The sequence below is a fragment of the Hymenobacter qilianensis genome, assembly GCF_014638675.1.
GTDB lineage: Bacteria > Bacteroidota > Bacteroidia > Cytophagales > Hymenobacteraceae > Hymenobacter > Hymenobacter qilianensis.
The window spans coordinates 14,036-34,502 of record NZ_BMFN01000005.1 but is presented as its reverse complement, the minus strand read 5'-3'; the positions used below and the strand labels follow the sequence as shown (position 1 = coordinate 34,502).

The 20,467-nt window shown below is 59.8% G+C and carries 13 protein-coding genes; 7 read left to right on the top strand and 6 right to left on the bottom strand.

The genetic code is table 11. The features are described from left to right. Positions 1-58: 58 nt before the first annotated feature. From IEW06_RS19105 to IEW06_RS19090, 4 genes are all read right to left on the bottom strand, one after another. Positions 59-2,200, bottom strand: coding sequence for a glycoside hydrolase family 43 protein (locus IEW06_RS19105; RefSeq protein WP_187734502.1), 2,142 nt, complete (start codon positions 2,198-2,200; stop codon positions 59-61). A 220-nt stretch (positions 2,201-2,420) separates the two neighbouring features. Beyond that, complete coding sequence (locus tag IEW06_RS19100) at positions 2,421-4,529, bottom strand: DUF2264 domain-containing protein (RefSeq protein WP_188548770.1); 2,109 nt, start codon at positions 4,527-4,529, stop codon at positions 2,421-2,423. Between the two features lie 7 nt (positions 4,530-4,536). Continuing rightward, positions 4,537-6,408 (bottom strand): glycoside hydrolase family 35 protein, encoded by a 1,872-nt coding sequence (locus tag IEW06_RS19095; RefSeq protein ID WP_188548769.1) that lies wholly within the window; start codon positions 6,406-6,408, stop codon positions 4,537-4,539. A 12-nt stretch (positions 6,409-6,420) separates the two neighbouring features. Then, entirely contained in the window at positions 6,421-7,443 is a 1,023-nt protein-coding gene (locus IEW06_RS19090) for a glycoside hydrolase family 43 protein (RefSeq protein WP_188548768.1), read from the bottom strand. Between the two features lie 301 nt (positions 7,444-7,744). On the opposite strand from IEW06_RS19090, the gene IEW06_RS19085 reads away from it, so the two are divergent. From IEW06_RS19085 to IEW06_RS19060, 7 genes are all read left to right on the top strand, one after another. Further along, positions 7,745-12,010, top strand: a complete 4,266-nt coding sequence (locus tag IEW06_RS19085; RefSeq protein ID WP_188548767.1) for a hybrid sensor histidine kinase/response regulator transcription factor — start codon at positions 7,745-7,747, stop codon at positions 12,008-12,010. Between the two features lie 241 nt (positions 12,011-12,251). Continuing rightward, positions 12,252-13,382 (top strand): glycoside hydrolase family 88/105 protein, encoded by a 1,131-nt coding sequence (locus tag IEW06_RS19080; RefSeq protein ID WP_187734495.1) that lies wholly within the window; start codon positions 12,252-12,254, stop codon positions 13,380-13,382. Positions 13,383-13,419: 37 nt separating this feature from the next. Further along, a complete protein-coding gene (locus tag IEW06_RS19075) occupies positions 13,420-14,676 on the top strand; it encodes a DUF2264 domain-containing protein (protein ID WP_188548766.1) in 1,257 nt (418 codons plus the stop codon). 127 nt (positions 14,677-14,803) lie between these two features. Beyond that, entirely contained in the window at positions 14,804-16,057 is a 1,254-nt protein-coding gene (locus tag IEW06_RS19070) for a BT3233 family polysaccharide utilization protein (protein WP_187734494.1), read from the top strand. A 442-nt stretch (positions 16,058-16,499) separates the two neighbouring features. Beyond that, positions 16,500-16,745 (top strand): hypothetical protein, encoded by a 246-nt coding sequence (locus IEW06_RS19065; RefSeq protein ID WP_187734493.1) that lies wholly within the window; start codon positions 16,500-16,502, stop codon positions 16,743-16,745. A 388-nt stretch (positions 16,746-17,133) separates the two neighbouring features. After that, entirely contained in the window at positions 17,134-17,268 is a 135-nt protein-coding gene (locus IEW06_RS20875) for a hypothetical protein (protein WP_262891927.1), read from the top strand. 300 nt (positions 17,269-17,568) lie between these two features. Next, positions 17,569-18,984, top strand: coding sequence for a S8 family peptidase (locus tag IEW06_RS19060; protein WP_187734492.1), 1,416 nt, complete (start codon positions 17,569-17,571; stop codon positions 18,982-18,984). 71 nt (positions 18,985-19,055) lie between these two features. On the opposite strand, the gene IEW06_RS21100 is transcribed toward IEW06_RS19060, so the two are convergent. Then, positions 19,056-19,211 (bottom strand): transposase, encoded by a 156-nt coding sequence (locus IEW06_RS21100; RefSeq protein WP_505693850.1) that lies wholly within the window; start codon positions 19,209-19,211, stop codon positions 19,056-19,058. Positions 19,212-19,530: 319 nt separating this feature from the next. After that, positions 19,531-20,265: a GAF domain-containing protein gene (locus IEW06_RS19055; RefSeq protein WP_187734491.1), complete on the bottom strand. Its 735-nt coding sequence runs from the start codon at positions 20,263-20,265 to the stop codon at positions 19,531-19,533. Positions 20,266-20,467: the final 202 nt, after the last annotated feature.

Below are 20,467 nucleotides of genomic sequence, written 5' to 3'. Positions count from 1 at the left end.
ATAGGAGCGCTGCCAAGACGATTTTTAGTGTAGTTAAAAAAGTACTTGTCGAAAAAGGCTATTTCACCTTCACGGGCTTGATGCCGGCGTGGGTGGGCACCACGGGTTTGATGCTGCCGTCGGCGTTGAATTCCAGCTTATCAAGGCACACTTCGCGGTGGTAGCCGGCGGCCTTACCCATCGTAATACCTTTCGGATAGGTGAAGCGGTGGTACACCAGGTACCACTCGTCACGGCCCGGCACCTGAATGGTGGAGTTGTGACCCGTGCCGTAGATTCCCATCGAAGGGTCTTTGCTGACAACCAGGTTGTTGGCCGGCACCGTAATCTTGCCCAGGGGCGTGGCCGAGGTGCCGTAGCGCACCCGATAATCGGCGTCGCGGGTGTCGTTCTCGCTCCACATAAAGTAATAGGTGCCGTTGCGATACAGCACGTGGGCGCCCTCCCGGAAGGTAGCGTCGGGCGTCATCACCTGCGTGGTGCCGGGCTTCAACGACACCAAGTCGTTGCTGAGCTCGGCCCCGGCCATGTAGCCGTTGCCCCAGTACAGGTAGAGCTTGTCGGTTTTGGGGTCACGGAATGCGGCCGGGTCAATTTGCTGACCGCCTTTCACGCCCTCGGGCAGCTTATCGAGCAGGGGCTTGCCGGTGTCTTTGAACGGGCCCGTGGGGCTATCTGACAGCGCCACTCCAATTTTGCCCCCCGCGCAGAAGTAGTAGGCGTAGCGGTAGCCGGTGGGTGTTTTCTGCTCGATAATGCTGGGTGCCCAGGCACTCTTCTGCGACCATTTCACATCGCGCGGCAAATCCAGAATCACGCCTTCATCCTTCCAGCTCACTAAATCAGCTGACGAAAACGCCTTGAAGTAGGTGCCAGACCAGCCCGTGAATCCGTCGCTGGTGGGGTAGATATAAAATTTGCCGGTTTTCTCGGCGTACAGTATCGCCGGGTCGGCATAGTAGCCGTTCAGGGCCGGGTTGTGGGTTTCCGTTACGCTGACCTTATAGCATTGCTTGGCCGCGCCCTGCCCTACTGTATAGGTCACGGGACCTTTCGTGAAATCCTGCGGACCGCTTGGCATTACGTTCAGCCCCAGGTCAGGAAACTGGGGGTTGAAGGACTGAACATTGGTGCCTGGCAGCACCAGGAAGGCCGCGTTGCCGGCGACGCTGTCCACCACAGTATTATTCTGGCGGATAGCGGGATTCTGGGCTGTCAGCAGCGCGTCGGCGGGGCGGAGCCAGCGGGTAGCTAGGCGGCTGGCTTCGGCGGCCGTGATGGGCAGCACGGTGCCGTGCCGGGGATGAAAATTCATGCTTACCTCACTATCCACCACTGCAAAGTTTTGCAGGTCGCGGGTGCGCGTGAACTGGTATTTGCCCTTCGTGTACACGTCGTACATCAGGATGTAGTCGTGGGAGTTGTTGAGCTTGAACGTGCCCGCCCCTTCCACCGGGTCCGTGGTTTGCTGCACGTACGGGTCGCGCAGCACGTAGCCTTCTGTTAGCTTGTCCGACACGGCGATTTTAATGCCGTTGCCCTGGCCTTCGGTTTTGAAGAACAGGTAAAACTTGCCGTCTTTCGCCACGATGTCGCCGTCGATGCACGAGCCGTTGGTGGGGCTGAAAAACAGCTGCCTGGGCTCCCCTTCCAGGTCGGTAAAGTCTTTATTGGCGTAGGCGTAGTATATTTTATCCGGGTCGTTGCCGTGCTTCAACGAGAAGTACACCAGGTACTTGCCGGCTTGGGCGTCATAAATCGTTTGCGGCGCCCACACCCGTTGCAGGTTTTCCTGGCCGGGATAGCGCTTCTGAAAGTTGATGGCACTGGACGTCCAGGTGATGAGGTCGGTGGAGCGCAATAGCACCATGCCCCGGTTGGAACTCCAGCCGTTGGCCGACACCATATCCGTGGCGACCATGTAGAAGGTTTTGCCGTCGGCCCCGCGCAGAATATGGGGGTCGCGCACGCCGTCCGTTTCGCTGATGGCGGCCGAGCTGATAATGGGCTGGTTGCCATTTAGCGCCGTGTACTGATAGCCGTCTTTGCTGAGGGCAAACCGGATGGCTTCCTCTTGCTTCTCGTTGCCGGTGAAGTACGCAAACAGGTAGGCACTGTACTTCTCTTTTGTTTGCGCTTGGCCTACTACAGTCGAGGCGGCCAGCCAGGAAGAGAGCAACAGCAGAGCAAGATTTCGCATAGTCGTATGGTTGGGGTAAGGACAATGAACGAGCGGCACCACCCAGTGCCCCAATCAGGTTCCCACGCCTGTCTGGCCACTTCTTCCTAGGAAGCAAAGGAGCAAAGTCTTATAATCACGTCCTACTCCCCTCCCACCACGAAGGAGAAACGCGACCCTGCCCTGCTCCGGTTGGTACCGCCCGTTGCGTTGCCGTCAGCTACCTATTGGGGGAAGCTGCTTAATTGAATTTTAGTTGTTTTCTGGTGCCGTCCGTGAAAAGAACTACTGGGCCGTTGCCCGGATCGGAGTACGTTATTTTCTTGACCGGCAGCAGTTCCTCGTTTTTCCAGGGTTCTCCAGATTTTTTCCAGAGCATCAGCGTGGCGTACACGGTGGGCTTAGTGGGCGCCGGCACCATCGTGGCCGCCACGTTTAGGATAGTGCTTTCCGGCTTCACAGGGTTCAAGCCCTTGGTGTCAAGCGTTTCCACCTTGTCCCAGCCGCTGAGCGTTACCAAGGCGAGCTGATGGGTTCCGTTGTCGATAAGCTGCACGGGGTGGCCTTTTACCTTCCGGGTTGTGCGTTTTATCGTGCCCGTCAGGTTGGGCAGGGCGTAGTGGCCCAGGCGCGCGGCCACGGGCTCGGTACTCACATTCTGATCAATCCGCAGGATACCATTGGGCAGGGGCAGGTCGGCCAAGCGGAGCTTGATGTTGGGGTTGGTTTCCAGCTCGGCCGTGCGGTAATACACCCCGTCCTCGTATTTATTGAAGGTATAGAGGCGCAGGGGCTCCCACTTGTTGTCCTTGTTCTTGAACACGTAGTTCATGGCCACCTCGCCGTCCGGGCCATCCGCTTGCCACGGAAAGGCGCTGTTGTAGCTCAGACGGTTATAGTTCTCATCGCCCCGATAGGGGTCCGTGCTGCGCTGATGCGGGGTCGTCCGGATTTCGGCCGCGCCGCTATTGGGGTAGTCCGTAATGAGCATGTTGGGTCCGGACTCGAACTTGCTCCGCGCCGTGCCTTTTGTCAGCTCCTTGCCCCAAGGCCCCTCATTTTCAGTAGCCGTCCAGAAGGGACTATCCGCCGGCACCAGCAGGCCGAGGAAGGCCTTGCCCATCCAGAACACGCTGCCCCGGCAGCTGTAGGGCTGCACGGCCGGCTCAAAGGCGCCGTAAAAGCCGAGGGTAGGAACGTTATCCTGTAAAAAATCAGGGTTTTCTAAAAACTGCAACAGCGCGCCCGACGCGATGCGCCGCATCCAGCCAAAGTTAGTGCTTGGGTCGGGGTTGAGCCCCATGAGCGGAAATGGCACCACCGCCCCGAAGCGGTAGCTGATGCTACGGCCCCACATGATCATGTGCCCGTCCCGCCCAAACATATAGGGGTAGTTTTCCTTCAGGGGGGCAAAATTTGCCGCCAGCTGCGCGGCTACCGCGGGGTAGTGCTGCTGCCCGTAGTACAATGCCCAGAGGCAGCCGTACATCTGGAACGCCCACATGCTGTAATAGTCGAAGGACGGCGCGTCGTCGTACCAGCCTTCGCCTTTATAGTGGGTCAGCTGCTTGTGCAGGTATTCTTCCAGCAGCTTTTCGTTGACCGCGTAGCCCCGGCTTTTAAAAAAGCTCAGGATGAAGATGTTGAAATACCGCCAGTTTTGCGGGACGGTGGGCCCGTCGCCGTAGCTGAGCATGGTTGCCGCCAGGGCCTTTTTCGTCGTTTCGGGCAAGGGGTCCCACAACAGCTCGGGGGCGGCAAACAAGGCTACGGCCAAGCCGCCGAACTCCACCAGATTTTGACTGGGGCCCCCGTCTTTCGCCCGGGGCTTGATGTAGGTGTCGCTGGCGGGGTCCGCCAAGCGACCCAATTGGTGGCGGTAGTACTCAGCCACTGGAATGCCGTTCAATTCCAGCGCCGGGTTTTCCTTCAGCAGCGGGGCGGCCATAAAGAGGGTGCGGCATAACCCTTCGAGTTTCTCGGTCGGCACTTGGCCCAGGTTGCGCGGGTAGCTTTTGCCCGGCTGCTGGGGAAACTGCAGGGGGTCATCCAGGCGATGCACGTAGCTGAAGGCCCCAGTAAGCAGGTGTTGGGCTGCGTCCTGCCAATGTTGGCGGGTCATGCCCGTAAAGGGGCTTCGCTGCCGGTCCGGCTGCTTCACTTCGAAAAGTGGCAACTTCAGGGACGCCGGGGCGACGGCGGTCTTAAAGGGCGGAGCCGACGGGGACGGCTGGCCGTGGGTTAGGCTGGCCGCCAACAGACCGGCCGCCAGCAGCCCCAGCCGCCGCGGGATGGTGCGGCGCAGAGCAGGTGGAGTGAACGAGGGTAGCAGGGGGTGGGAAGTGGGCATACTGCTGTTAGTTGGTTTTATGGGCCTCGCCCTGGGTCCCGACCACGTCGAGGATGGGCTTGTCCACCCCCGTGAGCTTATCCTGCTGAGGCTTCAAGAGCTCCAGCACGACTACCTCATTCGAGCCTTTCTTTAGCCATTCGGCGGGTACATACAGGGTTTGCTGGGGCCCAATTTCCCAGTAGCGGCCCAGGTGGTGACCATTGATCCACACGCACCCCTTCCCCCACTGACGCATGTCAAAGTAGGTGTCGGCCGTTTTGTCCAGGGTAAAGGAGCCGCGGCGCAGCACGGGTCCATTCCCCAGGGCAACTGACTTAGCCCCTGGGGCTTCTGCGACGTTGGAGATGTCATCGAAGGGCAGACGGAAGTGCTGCCAGCCTGTGAGCTCCGTACCCGCGAAGGTGACTTGCTCGGTGATGCCCTTGCGGTTCTGATTCAGGAAGGGGCCGAAGTTGAGGCGGCCCAGGTTTTCGACCAGAATTTCTAGCGTGACGCGGCCGGGGGGCAACGTTAACTCCACCTGGTCCTGCTCCAGGCGGCGGTCCAGGGTAGCCACGCGCCGCCCGTTCACGAGCACGACGCCGTAGTCACGCAGATCCTTGATTTTCAGGATGCCCTGGCGGCCGCCGGGCACCAGGGTGCGGTACAGCACGAAGCCATAATCCTGATTCAGGTCCTCGAAGGTCTGCGGCTTGGGGCTGACCACGGGCTTGGGCAGCGCCGCCGTCAGGGTGGTTACCTTGGTCAGGCTGATCGTGGGAATCCGCATCGCGGGCTTGGCCGCGGGCACCGGGGGCAGCGTGGTGCCCTTCGGCAGGTGCTTTTCGATAACGCTGCGAAAAGACCGGAACTTAGGCGTGGCGTTGCCGGCCTCATCCAGGGGCGCATCGTAGTCGTAGCTGCTGATTTGGGGCTCGAAGCGGGTGCCCTCCCCCTTGTAGTTGGCCCCGTTCATAAACCCGCGGGTGGTGCCCCCGTGAAACATGTACATATTAATGGAGATGCCCGCCGCCAGCACCGAGTCGAGGCGGGGGGCATATTTTTCGGCCGGCACCGTGTGGTGGGGCGTGCCCCACCAGTCAAACCAGGCCGGGTACCACTCGGCAATATAGAACGGGCCCTTCCCGCCGTGGTAGGTGCGCACGAGCTGTTTCACTGCCTCGGGCTTGTCCAGCCCGTTCACGGCGGGCAGCAAACCGGGCAGGTGGCCTTCTTTTACTTTCTCGGCCGGGTCGCAAGTGTACAGCAGGCCGTCGAAGCCCGCCTGCTCGAACATCTTGCGATTCAGGGCCAAATAGTCCTTGTCGCTGGCGTAGAACCCGTACTCATTCTCCACCTGCACCATCAGCACGGGGCCACCATGGTTGACTTGCAGGGGCGCCAGGTGCTTGGCCACTTCCTTCAGGTAGCGACCATAGGCAGCTAAATATTTGGGTTCTTTGCTGCGGACCACCAGGCTTTTATCCTTCTGCAGCCAGTAGGGGTAGCCGCCAAATTCCCACTCCGCGCACACGTAGGGGCTGGGCCGCAGCACCACCCACATGCCTTCCTCCTGGGCAATCTTCACAAAGGCGGCAATGTCGTGGTTGCCGGCAAAATCGTACTTGCCGGGCTCCGGTTCGTGCGCGTTCCAGAAGACATAGGTGCCAATGGTATTCAGACCCATGGCCTTGGCCATGCGGATGCGGTGGCGCCACGCTTCCCGCGGAATGCGCGGGTAATGCAGCTCGCCCGAAATCATCTGAAACGGCTTGCCGTCGAGCAGGAAGCTCTCGTCGCCCAGCGTGAAGGTGTGCTTAGGCGCTTGCGCATGAGTGGAAGCTGCCGCTAGGGTTAGCGCTCCCATTAGCAAAGCCCGCAAAAGGTGCTTACGCATAGTGACGTATTGTTATTGATTGAAAAAACTCAGGTTCCACTGATCCAGCCAGCTGATGCTCGGCCGGTTGTTCTTAAACTGCACGGGCAGCCATAGGTAACGGCTGTCTTTCAAATCCTTGGGGTTCCAGCGGTCGGCCATGAACATAAAAGCCCCCCGCTGGCCCGCTACCGGCAGCACGAAGGTGGACTGCCCGCCGAAGGTGAGCTTGGCCTGGGGGCCAGTCATAGGGTCACCCAGTAGTTGCCAGGGACCAAACAGGGAACTGGCTACGTGCAGCGACGCCTCGTTCAGGGCCCAGCCAGTGCAACCACTAGTGATAAGGTAGTATTTGCCGTCTTTCTTGAACACCGCCGGGGCTTCCCGGTGGCTGGCGAAGAGCAGCGTATCCTGGGTCGTTGGGGTCAGGTAGTCGTCCGCTAAGCGGGCTAGCCGCAGGTCGTAGTTCTCGCGGGAGGAGTAGATATGATAAGCCGCGCCATCCTCGTCCACGTACAGGCCCATGTCACGTGACATATGGTTATTGGGCCGAAAGCTGCTCACATAACGGAACGGGCCGGTGGGCTTGTCCGCTACGGCTACGCCGGCTCGGGCCGCCTGGTAGCCCTGGCCTTTTAGCTCCAGGTGAAACCACATCACATACTTGCCCGTGCGCTGGTTGTAGATAACCTTGGGGCGCTCCATCAAACAGCCCAAGGCAAGGTCGTGCGCCGGATCCGAAGACGGGGTGAGGGCTTCGCCTTCGTACTGCCAGTTGTAGAGATCCTGCGAGGAATACACGTTCACGCCCTCCTCCTGGTGCTGCGCGCGCTTCTCCCCGTACCAATAGTAGGTGTTGCCTACCAGCAAGATGCCCCCGCCGTGGGCATTGATGAGGTTACCGTCCGTGTCGTACCACAACTCGCCCGGCCTAAAGGAAGTGTACCGGGTGGGGGGCTTTTCCTGCGGGGCCTCTCCTGGGCCTGACTGCGCCGGGGCTTCGGGAGCCGCTAGCAGGATGACCAGGGGGAGGAAAGCGAGGAAACAGTTTCGCATGACGAACAAGGATGAAATGGAGTAGGCCCAGCGGGTAGCAGACCGAGACCGGGGGGCGGATGGTAGAGCGGCGTTGGGCCCGTTGGAGAATCTAAAAGTACTGACCACCCGCCCCGCCCTGCGGGGACGTTTTGGTTGAAAAGGGGGGGCAAAATGGTTACGATGGCGTACCGGGCGCGGCGTAAGCTTTGAATGCAAAGCAATTGTTAAATTCGGCTTCTGGGCAGACGCGGGCGCCTACCCTCCCGCGCTCCCCCTATCTTCGGCTTTCGCCACCCACGCTGAAATCCCTCCTCTCCTCGTGCCCTCTCCTCTCCTTTTCCAGCGGATTCTTCCCGTTCTTCTGCTCTGGCTACTGCGAGCGGGGTACAGTCCGGCCCAAAATATAGCTCCCCGGGACTTTAGGTTTGAGCACCTCACCGTGGACCAGGGGTTGTCGCACAGTGACGGCATGGCCGTCACTCAGGACCGGGCGGGGTTTATCTGGGTGGGCACGAATCGCGGCCTGGACCGCTACGACGGCTACAGCTTAAAGCAGTACTCCCTGCCCGTGAACCCCCGCAATGGCATTTCGGGCAACCGTATTAAAGTGGTCTACGTGGGCGTTGATGGGCGCCTTTGGGTCGGGACGGAACGGGCAGGGCTGAGTTTATACGATGCGGCCCACGACACCTTTTTCAGCTTCGACGAACGCCACGTCCCTGCCGCCTACCAGGCCCTAGCCCAGCAACTGGCTCAGTCCGACGTGTCGGCTTTAGCCTCGGACAGCCTGGGCCGGCTATGGGTGGGCACCATTAACGAAGGCGTTTTCCTGCTCACCTTCGATAGGCAGGGCCGGGTGCGGCAGCTGCAACAGCTGCCGCCCCGCGTCAACGGGCGGGCGTCCCTGTCGCGCGTGACGGGGTTGGCCGTGGACCCCGAGGGCAAGGTCTGGGTGGGCACCCTGGATGCCGGGTTGCAGGTCATCCGCGCTACGGAAGCGGCGCTCCCCGTGCAGTCGACCCCGCTGGCCGCTACGCCCATCCGCGCCCTGCACCTGGACCGGCGCGGCGATCTGTGGCTGGGCACTGATCACCAGGTGCTGTGGGTGGGGGCGGCCAACCGCCGCACCATGCGGGAGCTGGCCGCCCATCCCCTCCCCCAGCAGTTCCCTATTCTGCAGTCCATTTTTCTCGACTCCATGGGGCAGCTCTGGGTGGGCACCACCTACGGGTTGTATGTGTGGCAGGCCGGCGTGGTCACCGCCGGGACGCCGCCCCTGCGCCCTACCGCGCCCACCTTGTTTCTGCCCCAGGATGATGAGTCGTTCAGCATTAACTCGGAGCGCATCCACCAGATCTTTGAGGACCGCAACCAGATTATCTGGCTGTGCGCCTCGGCGGGGGGACTAAATAAGGTAGACCTGCGTCAGAAGCCCTTCGGCCTGATCCGCCAGCGGCTTACCGGGCGCCTGGCATTGTCGAACAACTACATCAACGCCATTTATAAGGACGAAGCCCGTAACACCCTGTGGTTCGGCTCCCGCAACGGCGTGACGAGCTATGACTTGGCCCAACACACTTACCGGCACTACCTTAATCAACTGGAGAGCAGCCCGCGTGGCGTGGATGTTTCCGCCGTCTTTCAAGCCCGGAACGGAATGCTGTGGTTTGGTACGCGCGCCGATGGCTTAGTGACGCTATCGCAATTGGGCGGCCGCGAGCAGCTGACTACCTACACCCAGCTGGCGGATGGCACGGACTTAAGCGCGGAAAGCATCGAACGCATTGTTCAGGACCGCGACGGCACGATCTGGGCGGCTACTTTTACGACCGGCCTGCACCGCTTCAGCGCTACCGGCCAGCACCTGGGCTCCTACCGCACCGATAACAGCGCCCTACCGTCGGATCAGTTTACCTTCCTGCTCTTCGACCCCCAACGCGATGTGATGTGGGCCAGCACGCGCGATGCCGGCCTGCTCAAGCTCCGCGTGCGGGGAGACTCCCTGCAGGTACTGGCCCAGTACCAGTACGGTCCAAAGCGCCCCAACAGCCTGCGCGTCAACTACGTGTGGCCCCTGCTGCTGGATGAGCGGGGGGCACTGTGGATTGGCACCATTGGCGGGGGGCTGCACCAGCTGCGCACCGATGCGCAGGGGCGCGAAACCATGCACTATTACGACCAGGAGCTGCCGGAAAGCGACGTGGAAAGCATCCTGGCCGATGACGCGGGCAACCTCTGGCTCGGGGGCACCGGCCTGTATCGCTTCACCCCCAGTACCGGCCAGTACCTGCGCTACGACGTGGCCGATGGGCTGCAAAGCAACGCCTTCAAGATTGGTGCCGCCACCCGGGCCCAGGATGGCACCCTGTATTTTGGGGGCATCAATGGCATCAATTATTTCCAGCCCCAGGAAATTCAGGCTAACCCCTCCCCCCCGGTGGTGCAGCTTACGGGGCTGCGGGTCAGCAATAAGCCGGTGGCCGTGGGTGACACGCTGAACGACCGCGTCCTGCTCCAGCAGGCGCTGTCCGTCCCCCAGACGATTACCATTCGCGCTGCGGAGAATGACTTCGCAGTAGAGTTCGTGGCCCTCAACTACGCTAACCCCCAAAAAAACCGCTATGCCTACCAATTAGTGGGCTACAACCAGGACTGGGTGCACCCCGCCCCGGGGCAGCGCACGGCCAGCTTTGCCAACCTGCCGGCGGGCACCTATACCTTGCAGATCAAAGCCACCAACGGGGAGGGCGTGTGGAGCAAGCGTTACGCGACCATGCGCTTTGAGGTGCTGTCCCCCTGGTGGCGCACGTGGTGGGCCTACGCCCTGTACGGGCTCGTGGTGCTGGGCTTCGTGGCTTTGTATCGCCGCTTTGAGATGAGCCAGCAGCAGCTTCAGAATAAGTTGCGCCTGGAGCAGTTTCAGGCGGAAAAGGAGAAGGAGTTGACCGACTTAAAGCTCGGATTTTTCACCAACGTCTCCCATGAGCTGCGCACCCCGCTCACGCTTATTCTGGGGCCCATGGAGGAAATCATCAGCAGCCCCGGCCCCGTGGCGGACCTACGCCCCAAGGTGCAGCTCATGCAAAAGCAGGCCCGCAAGCTGCTCGACTTGGTGAATCAACTCCTTGATTTTCGCAAGGTGGAAACCGGCAACGTGCCCCTGCGCGCCAGCTATGGCGATGCAGTCCGCTTTCTAGCCGACCTGTTCTCGATCTTTCAGCTGAAAGCGCAGGAGCGCGCCGTGGACTACGTGCTGGATGTGCCCGCTGATCCCATTATGCTGTACTTTGACCGCAGCAAGCTGGAAATCATCCTCACGAACCTGTTAGCCAACGCCTTTAAGTACACCCCCGACCAGGGTCGAGTGGAGCTATCGGCGACCATCGTCGGCAATCCGGGGGGCGAAGCGGTATGTAGCCAGGGCCAGCTAACGGGCAACTACCTGAAGATAAGCGTGACCGATACGGGCGTGGGTATCAAGGCCACGGAGCTGGACCTCATCTTCGACCCGTACTATCAGGCCAGCCACACCAGCACCCTGCGCATGACGGGCACCGGCATTGGCCTGTCGTTGGCCAAGCAGTTTGCCGAGCGCCATGGGGGCCAACTGTTAGTAGCCAGTAGGGAGGGAGCAGGCACCACCTTTGAGCTGCGCCTGCCCTTCGGCCGCCAGCATTTGCGGACCGAGGATATGCAGGAAGAGGATGGAGTAGCCCACGAAGAGGAACTGCCCGTGGCCGCGCTGCTGGAAAATGACCACCCACGCCTGCCGGGCGTCGAGGTACCGGCCGGGCCGCCCCAGCTGCTGATCGTGGAGGACAACGAGGAAGTGCGCCAGTATCTGCACCAACTCTTTGAGGCGGAATATGAGGTACTCACGGCGGAAGACGGAATCGAAGGGTGGGAAAAAGCCTTAAGCCACCTGCCCCATTTCATTATTAGTGACGTGATGATGCCGCGTAGTGACGGCCTGGAGATGTGTCAGAAAATAAAGCAGCACCCCAAAACGGCGCACATTCCCGTGCTATTGCTCACCGCCCGCACGGCGGAAACCCACCAGCTCGAAGGCCTCGGCATGGGCGCCGACGACTACGTGAGTAAGCCCTTTAACCCGACTCTGCTGCAAGCCAAGGTCACCACCCTGCTGCGCAACCGCCGCAAGCTGCACGAGTACTACCAGCGGCAGATCCTGCTCGAGCCCACGGAGATTGTGGTGGCTGACGCCGACCGGCAGTTCCTGGAAAATGCTATGAGCGTCGTGGAAAAGCACCTGGAAGATGCCGAGTTCAGCGTGCAGGTACTCGTGCGGGAAGTAGGCATGAGCCAGTCCGTTTTCTACCGCCGCATCAAGAGCATTACCGGCCAGACGGCCGTGGAGTTTATTCGGGATGTGCGCATGAAGCGGGCGGCCCAGCTACTGGCCCAAACCCCGATGCGGGTGTCCGAAGTTGCCTTTCAAGTAGGTATCGAGGATGCAAAATACTTCCGGAAAGCCTTCCAAAAAATATATATGCTCTCCCCTTCCGAATACGCCAAACAACACCGACAAAGCCGGGAAGCGGCCTCCACGACTACTCAGGGCTAGCCTATGGTGCGGGGTAAGAGAAGAGCGAAGGGGCATGAGCCCGGGTATCTTGCTTTAACCAAAGCAGTTACGTTGTCTGTGGCCTTCATCTACGAATCGCAGGGCGGTTGCCGGCGACGAGTCCAGCCCCTGTAATGTCTTAAAATGCCCCCCAGCCTTGCGGGACTATTTCGCTAGGTTTGTTTTCGCCCCCTTGGGTCGTACGGGGGCTTTTTCCGCCCCGGCCACCACCCCCTGCTGTATGAAGTATACATTACGACTTTCTCGTCTGCTTACTTGTTGCGCCCTGCTGGCCCTGCTTCTGGCTCCCGCGACCCACGCGCAGTCGGTTTCCGCCCCAGACAAAGCTTTCCTCAAGCCTAAGTTTATTAAGAAGCAACTGCTCAAGGCAACCAAGTGGCAGCTAGCCCATCCCAAGCATCCGCTCACGGACTGGACCAATGGCGCCTTCTACTCGGGCGTTTTTGCCGCGTACCAGACGACCAAGTCTCCCCTGATTCTGGATTCCCTGCTGGCCATGGGCGAGCGCACCCAGTGGCAGCCCGGCCCGCGCTACGATCACGCCGACGACATCGTCATCTGCCAAACCTACCTGAACCTGTACCGTTTAAAAAAGGACCGGCGCATGATTCAGCCGACCATAGCCGTGGTCGAGAAATTTCGGACGATGCCGGGTCCCGAAGTGCAGGCCCACGGCATTGCCTGGTGGTGGTGCGACGCCCTGTTCATGGGCCCGCCCGTGCTGGTTAAGCTGGGGGTAATCGAAAACCAGCCCCAGTACCTAGCCCTGAATGACACCCTCTACCAGCAAACCTACCGTCGCCTCTACAACCACCGGGAGCACCTGTTCGCGCGGGATGCCAGCTACCTGTGGAGCGAAGCCGGGGAGGGTAAAAAGGAGAGTAACAGCCAGCGTATTTTCTGGTCGAGAGGCAACGGCTGGGTGATGGGGGGACTGGTGCAACTCCTGCAAGAGTTGCCTCAGGACCACCCTAGCCGGAACTTCTACGTGCACTTATTCCAGGAAATGAGTGCCCGCCTGGTGCAACTGCAGCAGCCCGATGGCCTGTGGCGCTCCAGCCTGCTCGACCCGCAGGCCTATCCCGGCGGGGAAGCGTCCGGTTCCGGCTTTGACTGCTATGCCCTGGCCTGGGGCCTCAATCAAGGTATCCTCGCTGGGCCACAGTACCGGCCGGCCGTGCAGAAGGCATGGGTAGCCCTGAATAAGTGCGTTTCGCCCGAGGGCCGGGTGGGGTGGGTGCAGCCCATTGGGGCCGATCCCCGCCGCGACTTTTCGGCCGACAGCTGGGAAGTGTACAGCACCGGCGCCTTCCTGCTGGCCGGCTCAGAAGTGATTAAGCTTAAGTTTTAGTAGGAACCCATATCTGCTCCGCCTCTTATCTGACTGCATGAAACGACGTGCTTTTGTTGCTAGCACCCTCACGGGCCTCTCGGCCTATACGCTCCCGGCTTGGGCGAGCAACGGGCCCGCGCTGGGGGGGGGCGCACTCCCCTCCGTCGCGAAAGCTACCGACCGGGAGTATTGGCTGGAAATGCTCCTGCGCCTAGCAGAGCCCGTGTTGGCAGCCGGAGCGCAAGGCCAGTTGAAGGCCCTCCTGCCGATCGAGGCCGCGCCCGGGCAGCAGGAAGAGCGGCGCAAGGTGTCTCACCTCGAAGCGCTGGGCCGGACGTTAGCGGGGCTCGCGCCCTGGCTGGAGCTGACGGAGGTGCCGCGGACGGAGCAGGCCCGCCAGCTGCGCTACGCTGGGTTAGCCCGCCAGGCCATCGGGCATGCCACCAACCCTCAGTCCAGGGATTTTTTGAATTTTACGCAGGGCGGGCAGCCGGTGGTCGACGCGGCCTTCCTGGCGCACAGCCTGTTGCGCGCCCCGACCCAGCTGTGGGAAAAATTGCCCCCCGCCACGCAGCAACAGGTAGTACAGGCCTTACAGAGCACGCGGGTGATCAAGCCCGGGTACAGCAACTGGCTGCTGTTCAGCGCCATTATCGAAGCCGCGTTGCTAAAATTTACGGGCAGTGGCGATTTGATGCGCATGGATTACGCCATCAAGGAGCATCAGACCTGGTACAAGGGCGATGGCACCTACGGCGACGGCCCGGACTTTCACTGGGACTATTACAACAGCTACGTCATTCAGCCCATGCTGCTTGACGTGGTGAGCACCCTCGTCGCGGCCGGCAAAGAAAACAAGGACCTGCTGGCGCAGCTGTGGGCCCGCGCCCAGCGCTACGCCACCGTGCAGGAGCGTCTGATTGGGCCCGAGGGCTCCTTTGCCGCCTTCGGCCGCTCATTGGCCTACCGCTGCGGCGCCTTCCAGCACCTGGCCCACGTAGCCCTCCACCAGCAGCTGCCACCGGATTTGCCCCCCGGACAGGTGCGCAGCGCCCTGACGGCCGTCATCCGGCGCACTTTGGAACCCAAAGGCACCTTTGATAGCATGGGCTGGCTGCAGATTGGCTTGTGCGGCCATCAGCCCAGCATTGGCGAACGCTACATTTCTACGGGTAGCCTCTACCTCTGCACCACCGCCTTTCTGCCCCTCGGGCTGCCCCCCACGGCGGCATTCTGGGCCCAGCCACCCCAAGACTGGACAGCCCGTCAAATATGGTCGGGCCAGGACGTAAAACCTGACCACGCCCTGTAGCTAAGCGTTCGATTCGCCACCTTTTGCTCAGGAAAGATCAACTCTGGGGCCCCACTATAGCCACGTCCGGTGCCTCAGCAAAAACTCTGTTAGCTACGCCACCCGGAGTAGCAGGGTTAACCCAGCCTTGTCCGCCGTCTTTTCCTTGCCCATGTACCAGCCTGTGCCGCGCTCCCTAGCCATCCGCTCCCTAGCCATCTTGCCCTTCACCGCCTTACTGCTGAGTGGTGCAGTCCAGCGCCCCTCCCCGGCCGTCGTAACCGTCACGGTGCGCAACCCCCTAAACTTGGTTCGGCGCGCCGAAACCATCAGCCTGCCTCTGGCGAAGCTGCCAGCCTCATTGCGCAAAATGAGCCCCGCAAAACTGCGCGTACAGGATGCCGCTACGTCCACCACTTTAGTTAGCCAAGTGCTGGACAGCGATGCCGATGGGCGGCCCGACGAGCTGCTCTTTCAAACAGATATGCCGGCTAGAGCCACCAAGAAGTTTAAACTGGTCGATGCCGCTAGTGGCGGCCCTCTGCCGGTTAGCCCGCACACCACGTTTGCGCGCTTTGTGCCGGAGCGCACGGACGACTTTGCCTGGGAAAACGAGCGGGTAGCCTTCCGCACCTACGGCCCCGTCGCGCAGCAGCTTTACGAAGCGAAAGACCCCAGTGGGACGCTCACCAGTGGTATGGATTGCTGGCTGAAGCGGGTGGACTACCCGATCATTGACAAGTGGTACGGGCGCCACGTGCACGAGAAACCATTTGCCTACCATACGGATACGGGCGAAGGCTACGACCCCTACCACGTGGGTGGCAGCCGGGGCACGGGCGGCACGGGCGTGCTGGATAACGGACAGCTCTACGTTTCCAAAAACTTCACGCACTATAAAATCTTGGCCACGGGGCCCATCCGCACGGTGTTTGAACTCGCGTATGCCCCCTGGCTGGCGAATGGCCGCACCGTACAGGAAACAAAGCGTATTTCCTTGGATCTAGGCAGTAACCTAACTCGCTACGAAGATCACCTGAGCGCTTCCCCGGCGCTACCGAACTTAACTATTGGCTTGACGCTGCACGAGCAACAAGGGCAGGTGCGCGCGGATCGCCAAGCGGGGTGGTTTCGTTACTGGGAGAAAATAGACGCCTCTTACCTGGGCACGGCGGTGGTCGTGGAGCCCCACTACCTCACAGACTATCAAGAGCATCGCTCTACCCAGAAAGATCAGAGCCAGCTTTACGTGGTGACCAAGCCCGCCCGGGGCGGCGTCGTTTTCTACGCGGGCTTTGGGTGGCAGAAGAGTGGGCAATTTCTCTCACCCGAGGACTGGGATAAGTATCTCAGTGAGTTTGCTCGTCGCCTGGCTTCGCCCCTTCAGGTAACGTGGAAGTAACGTCCCTATAATTCGGTCATCCTGTGCTTGCTGCTATGTCGTTCGCTGCGTCTCCTGCTGCCCCCTCTCAGCCCTCTTTAGCCTTGCTGGCAAACTTGCGGTAACAGCGGACTGCCACCGAGGTATTGGGCAGGCAATGGCCCTCTCTGTCTTCCCGGTCTGTCTACTTCCGCTCCGTGAGGGACCTGGACCTGGCAAGAAATAAGGGCCCATAACGCCGCTCTACTCGAATCCTAACCAAGCTTGTACATGTAGTAGCAGGTCGTTTCCAGTATGTAAAAGGGGGCTCCCTTAATTTAAATCACCGTTTTCCTGAACGCCAGTTCTGCTCGGCTGACCAACCCGGTGGACACGGCCACCCGCGCCCGGGTGCTGGCCTATTTTTCTTCCCTAACTTGGCCCGCCGGAAGGACTCCCCTTTCTGCTGTTGCTGCCCCGCCCTATGCCCCTGCTCCCGTTCTACGCCCATCTGTTGTTCCGGGCGGCCGCGCTGCTCACGGCGGGGCTCGCCCTGGCCTGCCTCGCGGGCATCGTGGCGCTGGGTGGGGCCCTGCCGGGCGTGGAACTGAACGAGCTGGTGGCCCGCGCGGCGACGGCGTTGCACCGCGACGCCTGTCGGCTGCTGGCTTCGGCCCGGGCCCGCCAAGCCCCGGAGCCCACCGGTTCCAGGTCCGGCGACGCCGGGTAAGCCCCGGGGATTGCCTCCCTCGACAAGCCGCTGCCCCTGCCGGGTCGTACGGCTTTTTGGTGGGTATTTATGTTCATACCCCCCAAATGAGACACTGGGGCCCGTTTATTGCCCGGAAAGAGCTGGTTAGCCTCCCCGTAGAGGCCAGCGCGAAGGGAGCATTCGCGCGACCCGTCGGCTGACCTATTCCTCCTTTCCGTGAACGCCTGACCCTACCATGGCACCCGGTGCCCGTGGGCCATGGTAGGGTCAGGGGAGTGTACAAAACCCGGCTACAATTCAACGTGTAGGAAACGGGCAGGAGGGATGCGTTTCGTACACGCCAAACGAGAGCCCTATAGCCTCGTGGAGTGTCTCCCTGGGTAGCCCGGCTTACGGCTGTGGCGGTTTGCGTCCGAAGAACGGGCGCGTGATGGACGTATCATCAACCGACAACGAATCCGTCGACTCAGGGCAACCCCAAAAAGCGCAACAGGGCCAAGGCCGCCGAGTGCAAGCACTGGCCTTTGGCCGAGCCGTGTAAGGCAGGCGCGGGAAAAGCGCCTGCCTTACACGGCTCGGCCAAAGCCCCCTACGAGCGCATGCTCACGCGCTTCGCCACGCATGTCGGCTAGCACAGGCGGCGACTGCGGGCTTCCACGGTCGAACCGGTGCTGGGTAGTTTCATCACATCCTATGGCTTCTGTGCTATCAGCAACAAGCAACTTTATCAATTATTCTATTTATACGTAAATAAAGTACAAATTATTAGGACTTTAATTCATTTCTTGGTAGCTAGTACTCGGATCATCCGCTTTTTCTACATAACTACATAAACATCCCAATGAAAAAGATCTATCTATCTGTACCCAGCTTACTGAAGCTCAAAGAGAGTACCCATTTTCGCCAGCTCTGCTCCTTATTGGTGGTAGCGCCTTCGCTTGCTTTACTCATGTCCTGCGAGAAAATGCCGGAAGACCAAGTTGCTCCTGCTACTGGTGCTTCGCCATCTGCCGATGCCACGGCCACCAAAATGATTGGCATTAATGTGGTCCTGAATACGAAAATAACCGACACCATTCTGAATGAGTTGAAAGCGTATGGTACAGTCGGGGAAGTCATGGTTAAGCTCGATGCGTTAACCATGAAAACCACGAGTGATAAATTAGCGAGCATTCAACAGCTTTCTTATGTAAGTCAGGCTAATCCAGATGCCAGTAGAAATGGGGCGCCCGTAGATGCGGTCGCCGTATCGGACTTTAGTGGGGGGGTAAATACCTGGAATCTGGATGCCGTTAATGTTACTGATTTAGGTGTTGGACGAACGATTGAGCAAGATGGAGAGGGTGTATACATCGGAGTTTTGGATACGGGTTTATCGGATTCTTGGCGCCAATATTTTCCGCAGGAAAGAATTGCTACCCAATACGCCAAGTCCTTTGGCGGCGGAGGGGGTGAAAGGGGCAATGTATCAGATCAGCCGAACAAGTGGGAACACGATCAGAACTCCCATGGAACCCATGTAACCAGTACTATTCTTGGGTTTAACCTGAATGGCACTTCTATTAATGGGGTAGCTCCTAAAGCTACGGTTATTCCGGTTAAAGTACTAAATCAGAATGGTTCGGGCTGGTCGTCCGTCGTCGCGCAGGGTATTGTGCACATAGCTGATTTAAAGGCTGGCCCGCTAAAGAATTCTCCGGTCGTGATAAACATGAGTTTAGGTGGTCCTGGGTTAGATGCTATCGAGAAGGCAGCGATTGATTATGCTATTGCACAAGGCGTCATTATTGTCGCTTCGGCCGGTAATAGTGGGCCTGCTGGTATGGGCTATCCGGGGGCTTATGCGCCTGTGATTAGTGTAGCTAGTGCGGGCTTAAAAGCACAGGGCTCTATTGCTACCTGGTGGTTGCGCTTGAATGTGCCTGATCCTACTAACCCAGCTGATTTTTTTATTTCTGGCTTTTCTAGCCGGCAAAAACCTGGTCAGGATTTAGATGTAACGGCCCCTGGTCATAATGTAGTAGGACCGTATCAGCTGAACAGCGGCCAGCTTTCTTATTATTTTCTTTCTGGTACTTCCATGGCTAGCCCGCACGTAGCGGGCATCGTAGCGCTAATGGCACAAAAGAATAAGACGATAACGGCCGCTCAGGCCGAAAGTACGTTAGAACGTGCTGCCCTGCCTATGGCTACCCCCGTGGAGGCAGGGGCAGGATTTATTACGGCGGATGCCGCGGTAAATGCTACTCTACAATAAATAGGTATGTACGGATTATAGTGTTCGTTGCTAGTTAACAGAAAGGCCTTTTCAAGTATGAAAAGGCTTTTTTACTTCTCCACGTGCCCCACCAAGAGCAACTTGACCAACACGACGGGATCGAGCGAGGGACGACCGCCAGGGTTATAGAAAGGGGGAAGCAGGGGCCGCACGAAGCAAAAATCGACGGTCGGCAGCCGTGGCTGGTAGTAATGGTGCGCGGGCACCGGTTTCAGCAGCGACGTCTGACGGGGGGGAAGGCGAGCCTACGCTACCCACCTCGCACACCTGCAGGAAGTTGACTTTTGCAACAGGGCCATTACGTTAACCAGTGGTGCTGTTGCAGAACACAGCTAAGGGCTTGGTTTGAGGCTACTAGCGGCCTAGTAGCCTCTGTAGGGACACCTACTCGTGCTTGCAACGCTACTCCATCTAATATACCCGTCCATAGAGTCAGCGCATCGGTTAGGAGCTCTTTACGCACTCTTTCGGGTGGTCTTGTCGTCCCCAGTAGCGCGGGGAAAGCGCTGCCTGTAGTTGGCCGCCTTAGGTGCGGGGCCCCAGGTAGGCAGCTAAGGCGGCCGTAGTCTGCTCGTCGAGCACGCGCAGGATGCGGTCCGCTTCTTCCTCAATCGACTGCTGGTAGCCCAGGGCCGCCGCCGTGTGGCTATTCTCTTCCCAACTGGCCAAGTCGCGCAAGGTCGTCAGTCGGTTGAGTGATTCCTCCATCTGCAGGTAGAGGCCCAACCACAGGGCATTAACCTGCTCGGATTGTTTCTGCATCCGTACCCGTAGGTCGAGCATCTTCATGACAATGGTCGCCAAGGCTTGCAAGCGCTTCAGCTCGGGCAGCGAGAGGGTGCTGGGCTGCCGGTCAATCACGCACAAGGTGCCAATCGCGTGCCCCTCGGCCGTTAGCAACGGGTGCCCGGCATAAAAGCGCAGGTGCAGGGTTTCGGCCACCTGAGGATCAGTGAGGTGGCAGGGCTGCTTTTGCAGATCCTCGTAGAGGGTGGTCTCCTCCTGCAGGATGGCCACCGAACACATACTCTCGTGGCGCGCTACCCGCTCCTGTCCGGTTAAGCCCTCGTTGACTTTAAACCAGACACTGTCTTTTTCCACCAAGGAGACCAGGGCGATGGGCACGGCAAATAACTTGGCCGTCAGCCGCCCCATTTCCGTGAAGACCGGGTCGGGCGCCGTGCCTAAGGTCAGATAGGGCGCCAAAGCTTGCAGGCGGGAAGCATCGTTGGCGGGCAGGAGCGAATCAGGCAGGGGCATACTTTTCCACGATACGGTCCGGATAGCCTGATGGTTAGCGAAAGTCAGGAGGGCGTGAGCTGTATGCAGCAACGTGGACTAAGAGAGGCAGCCGACACGCGGACGGGGAGGAGACCCTTGCCGGCTCGGTCCTGCCTTACTTGCTCCCCAGGTAAACCAGCAGCCTAGGGCCGCACCAGCTCCCGGCCGGGTACAGCCCCTG

What these genes read in the sequence shown, in the direction of transcription:
- IEW06_RS19095 (WP_188548769.1), bottom strand. Translation starts at nt 6,408, where the DNA reads ATGCGTAAGCACCTTTTGCGGGCTTTGCTAATGGGAGCGCTAACCCTA.
- IEW06_RS19075 (WP_188548766.1), top strand. Translation starts at nt 13,420, where the DNA reads ATGAAACGACGTGCTTTTGTTGCTAGCACCCTCACGGGCCTCTCGGCC.
- IEW06_RS19105 (WP_187734502.1), bottom strand. Translation starts at nt 2,200, where the DNA reads ATGCGAAATCTTGCTCTGCTGTTGCTCTCTTCCTGGCTGGCCGCCTCG.
- IEW06_RS19080 (WP_187734495.1), top strand. Translation starts at nt 12,252, where the DNA reads ATGAAGTATACATTACGACTTTCTCGTCTGCTTACTTGTTGCGCCCTG.
- IEW06_RS19055 (WP_187734491.1), bottom strand. Translation starts at nt 20,265, where the DNA reads ATGCCCCTGCCTGATTCGCTCCTGCCCGCCAACGATGCTTCCCGCCTG.
- IEW06_RS19060 (WP_187734492.1), top strand. Translation starts at nt 17,569, where the DNA reads ATGAAAAAGATCTATCTATCTGTACCCAGCTTACTGAAGCTCAAAGAG.
- IEW06_RS19100 (WP_188548770.1), bottom strand. Translation starts at nt 4,529, where the DNA reads ATGCCCACTTCCCACCCCCTGCTACCCTCGTTCACTCCACCTGCTCTG.
- IEW06_RS19090 (WP_188548768.1), bottom strand. Translation starts at nt 7,443, where the DNA reads ATGCGAAACTGTTTCCTCGCTTTCCTCCCCCTGGTCATCCTGCTAGCG.
- IEW06_RS19065 (WP_187734493.1), top strand. Translation starts at nt 16,500, where the DNA reads ATGCCCCTGCTCCCGTTCTACGCCCATCTGTTGTTCCGGGCGGCCGCG.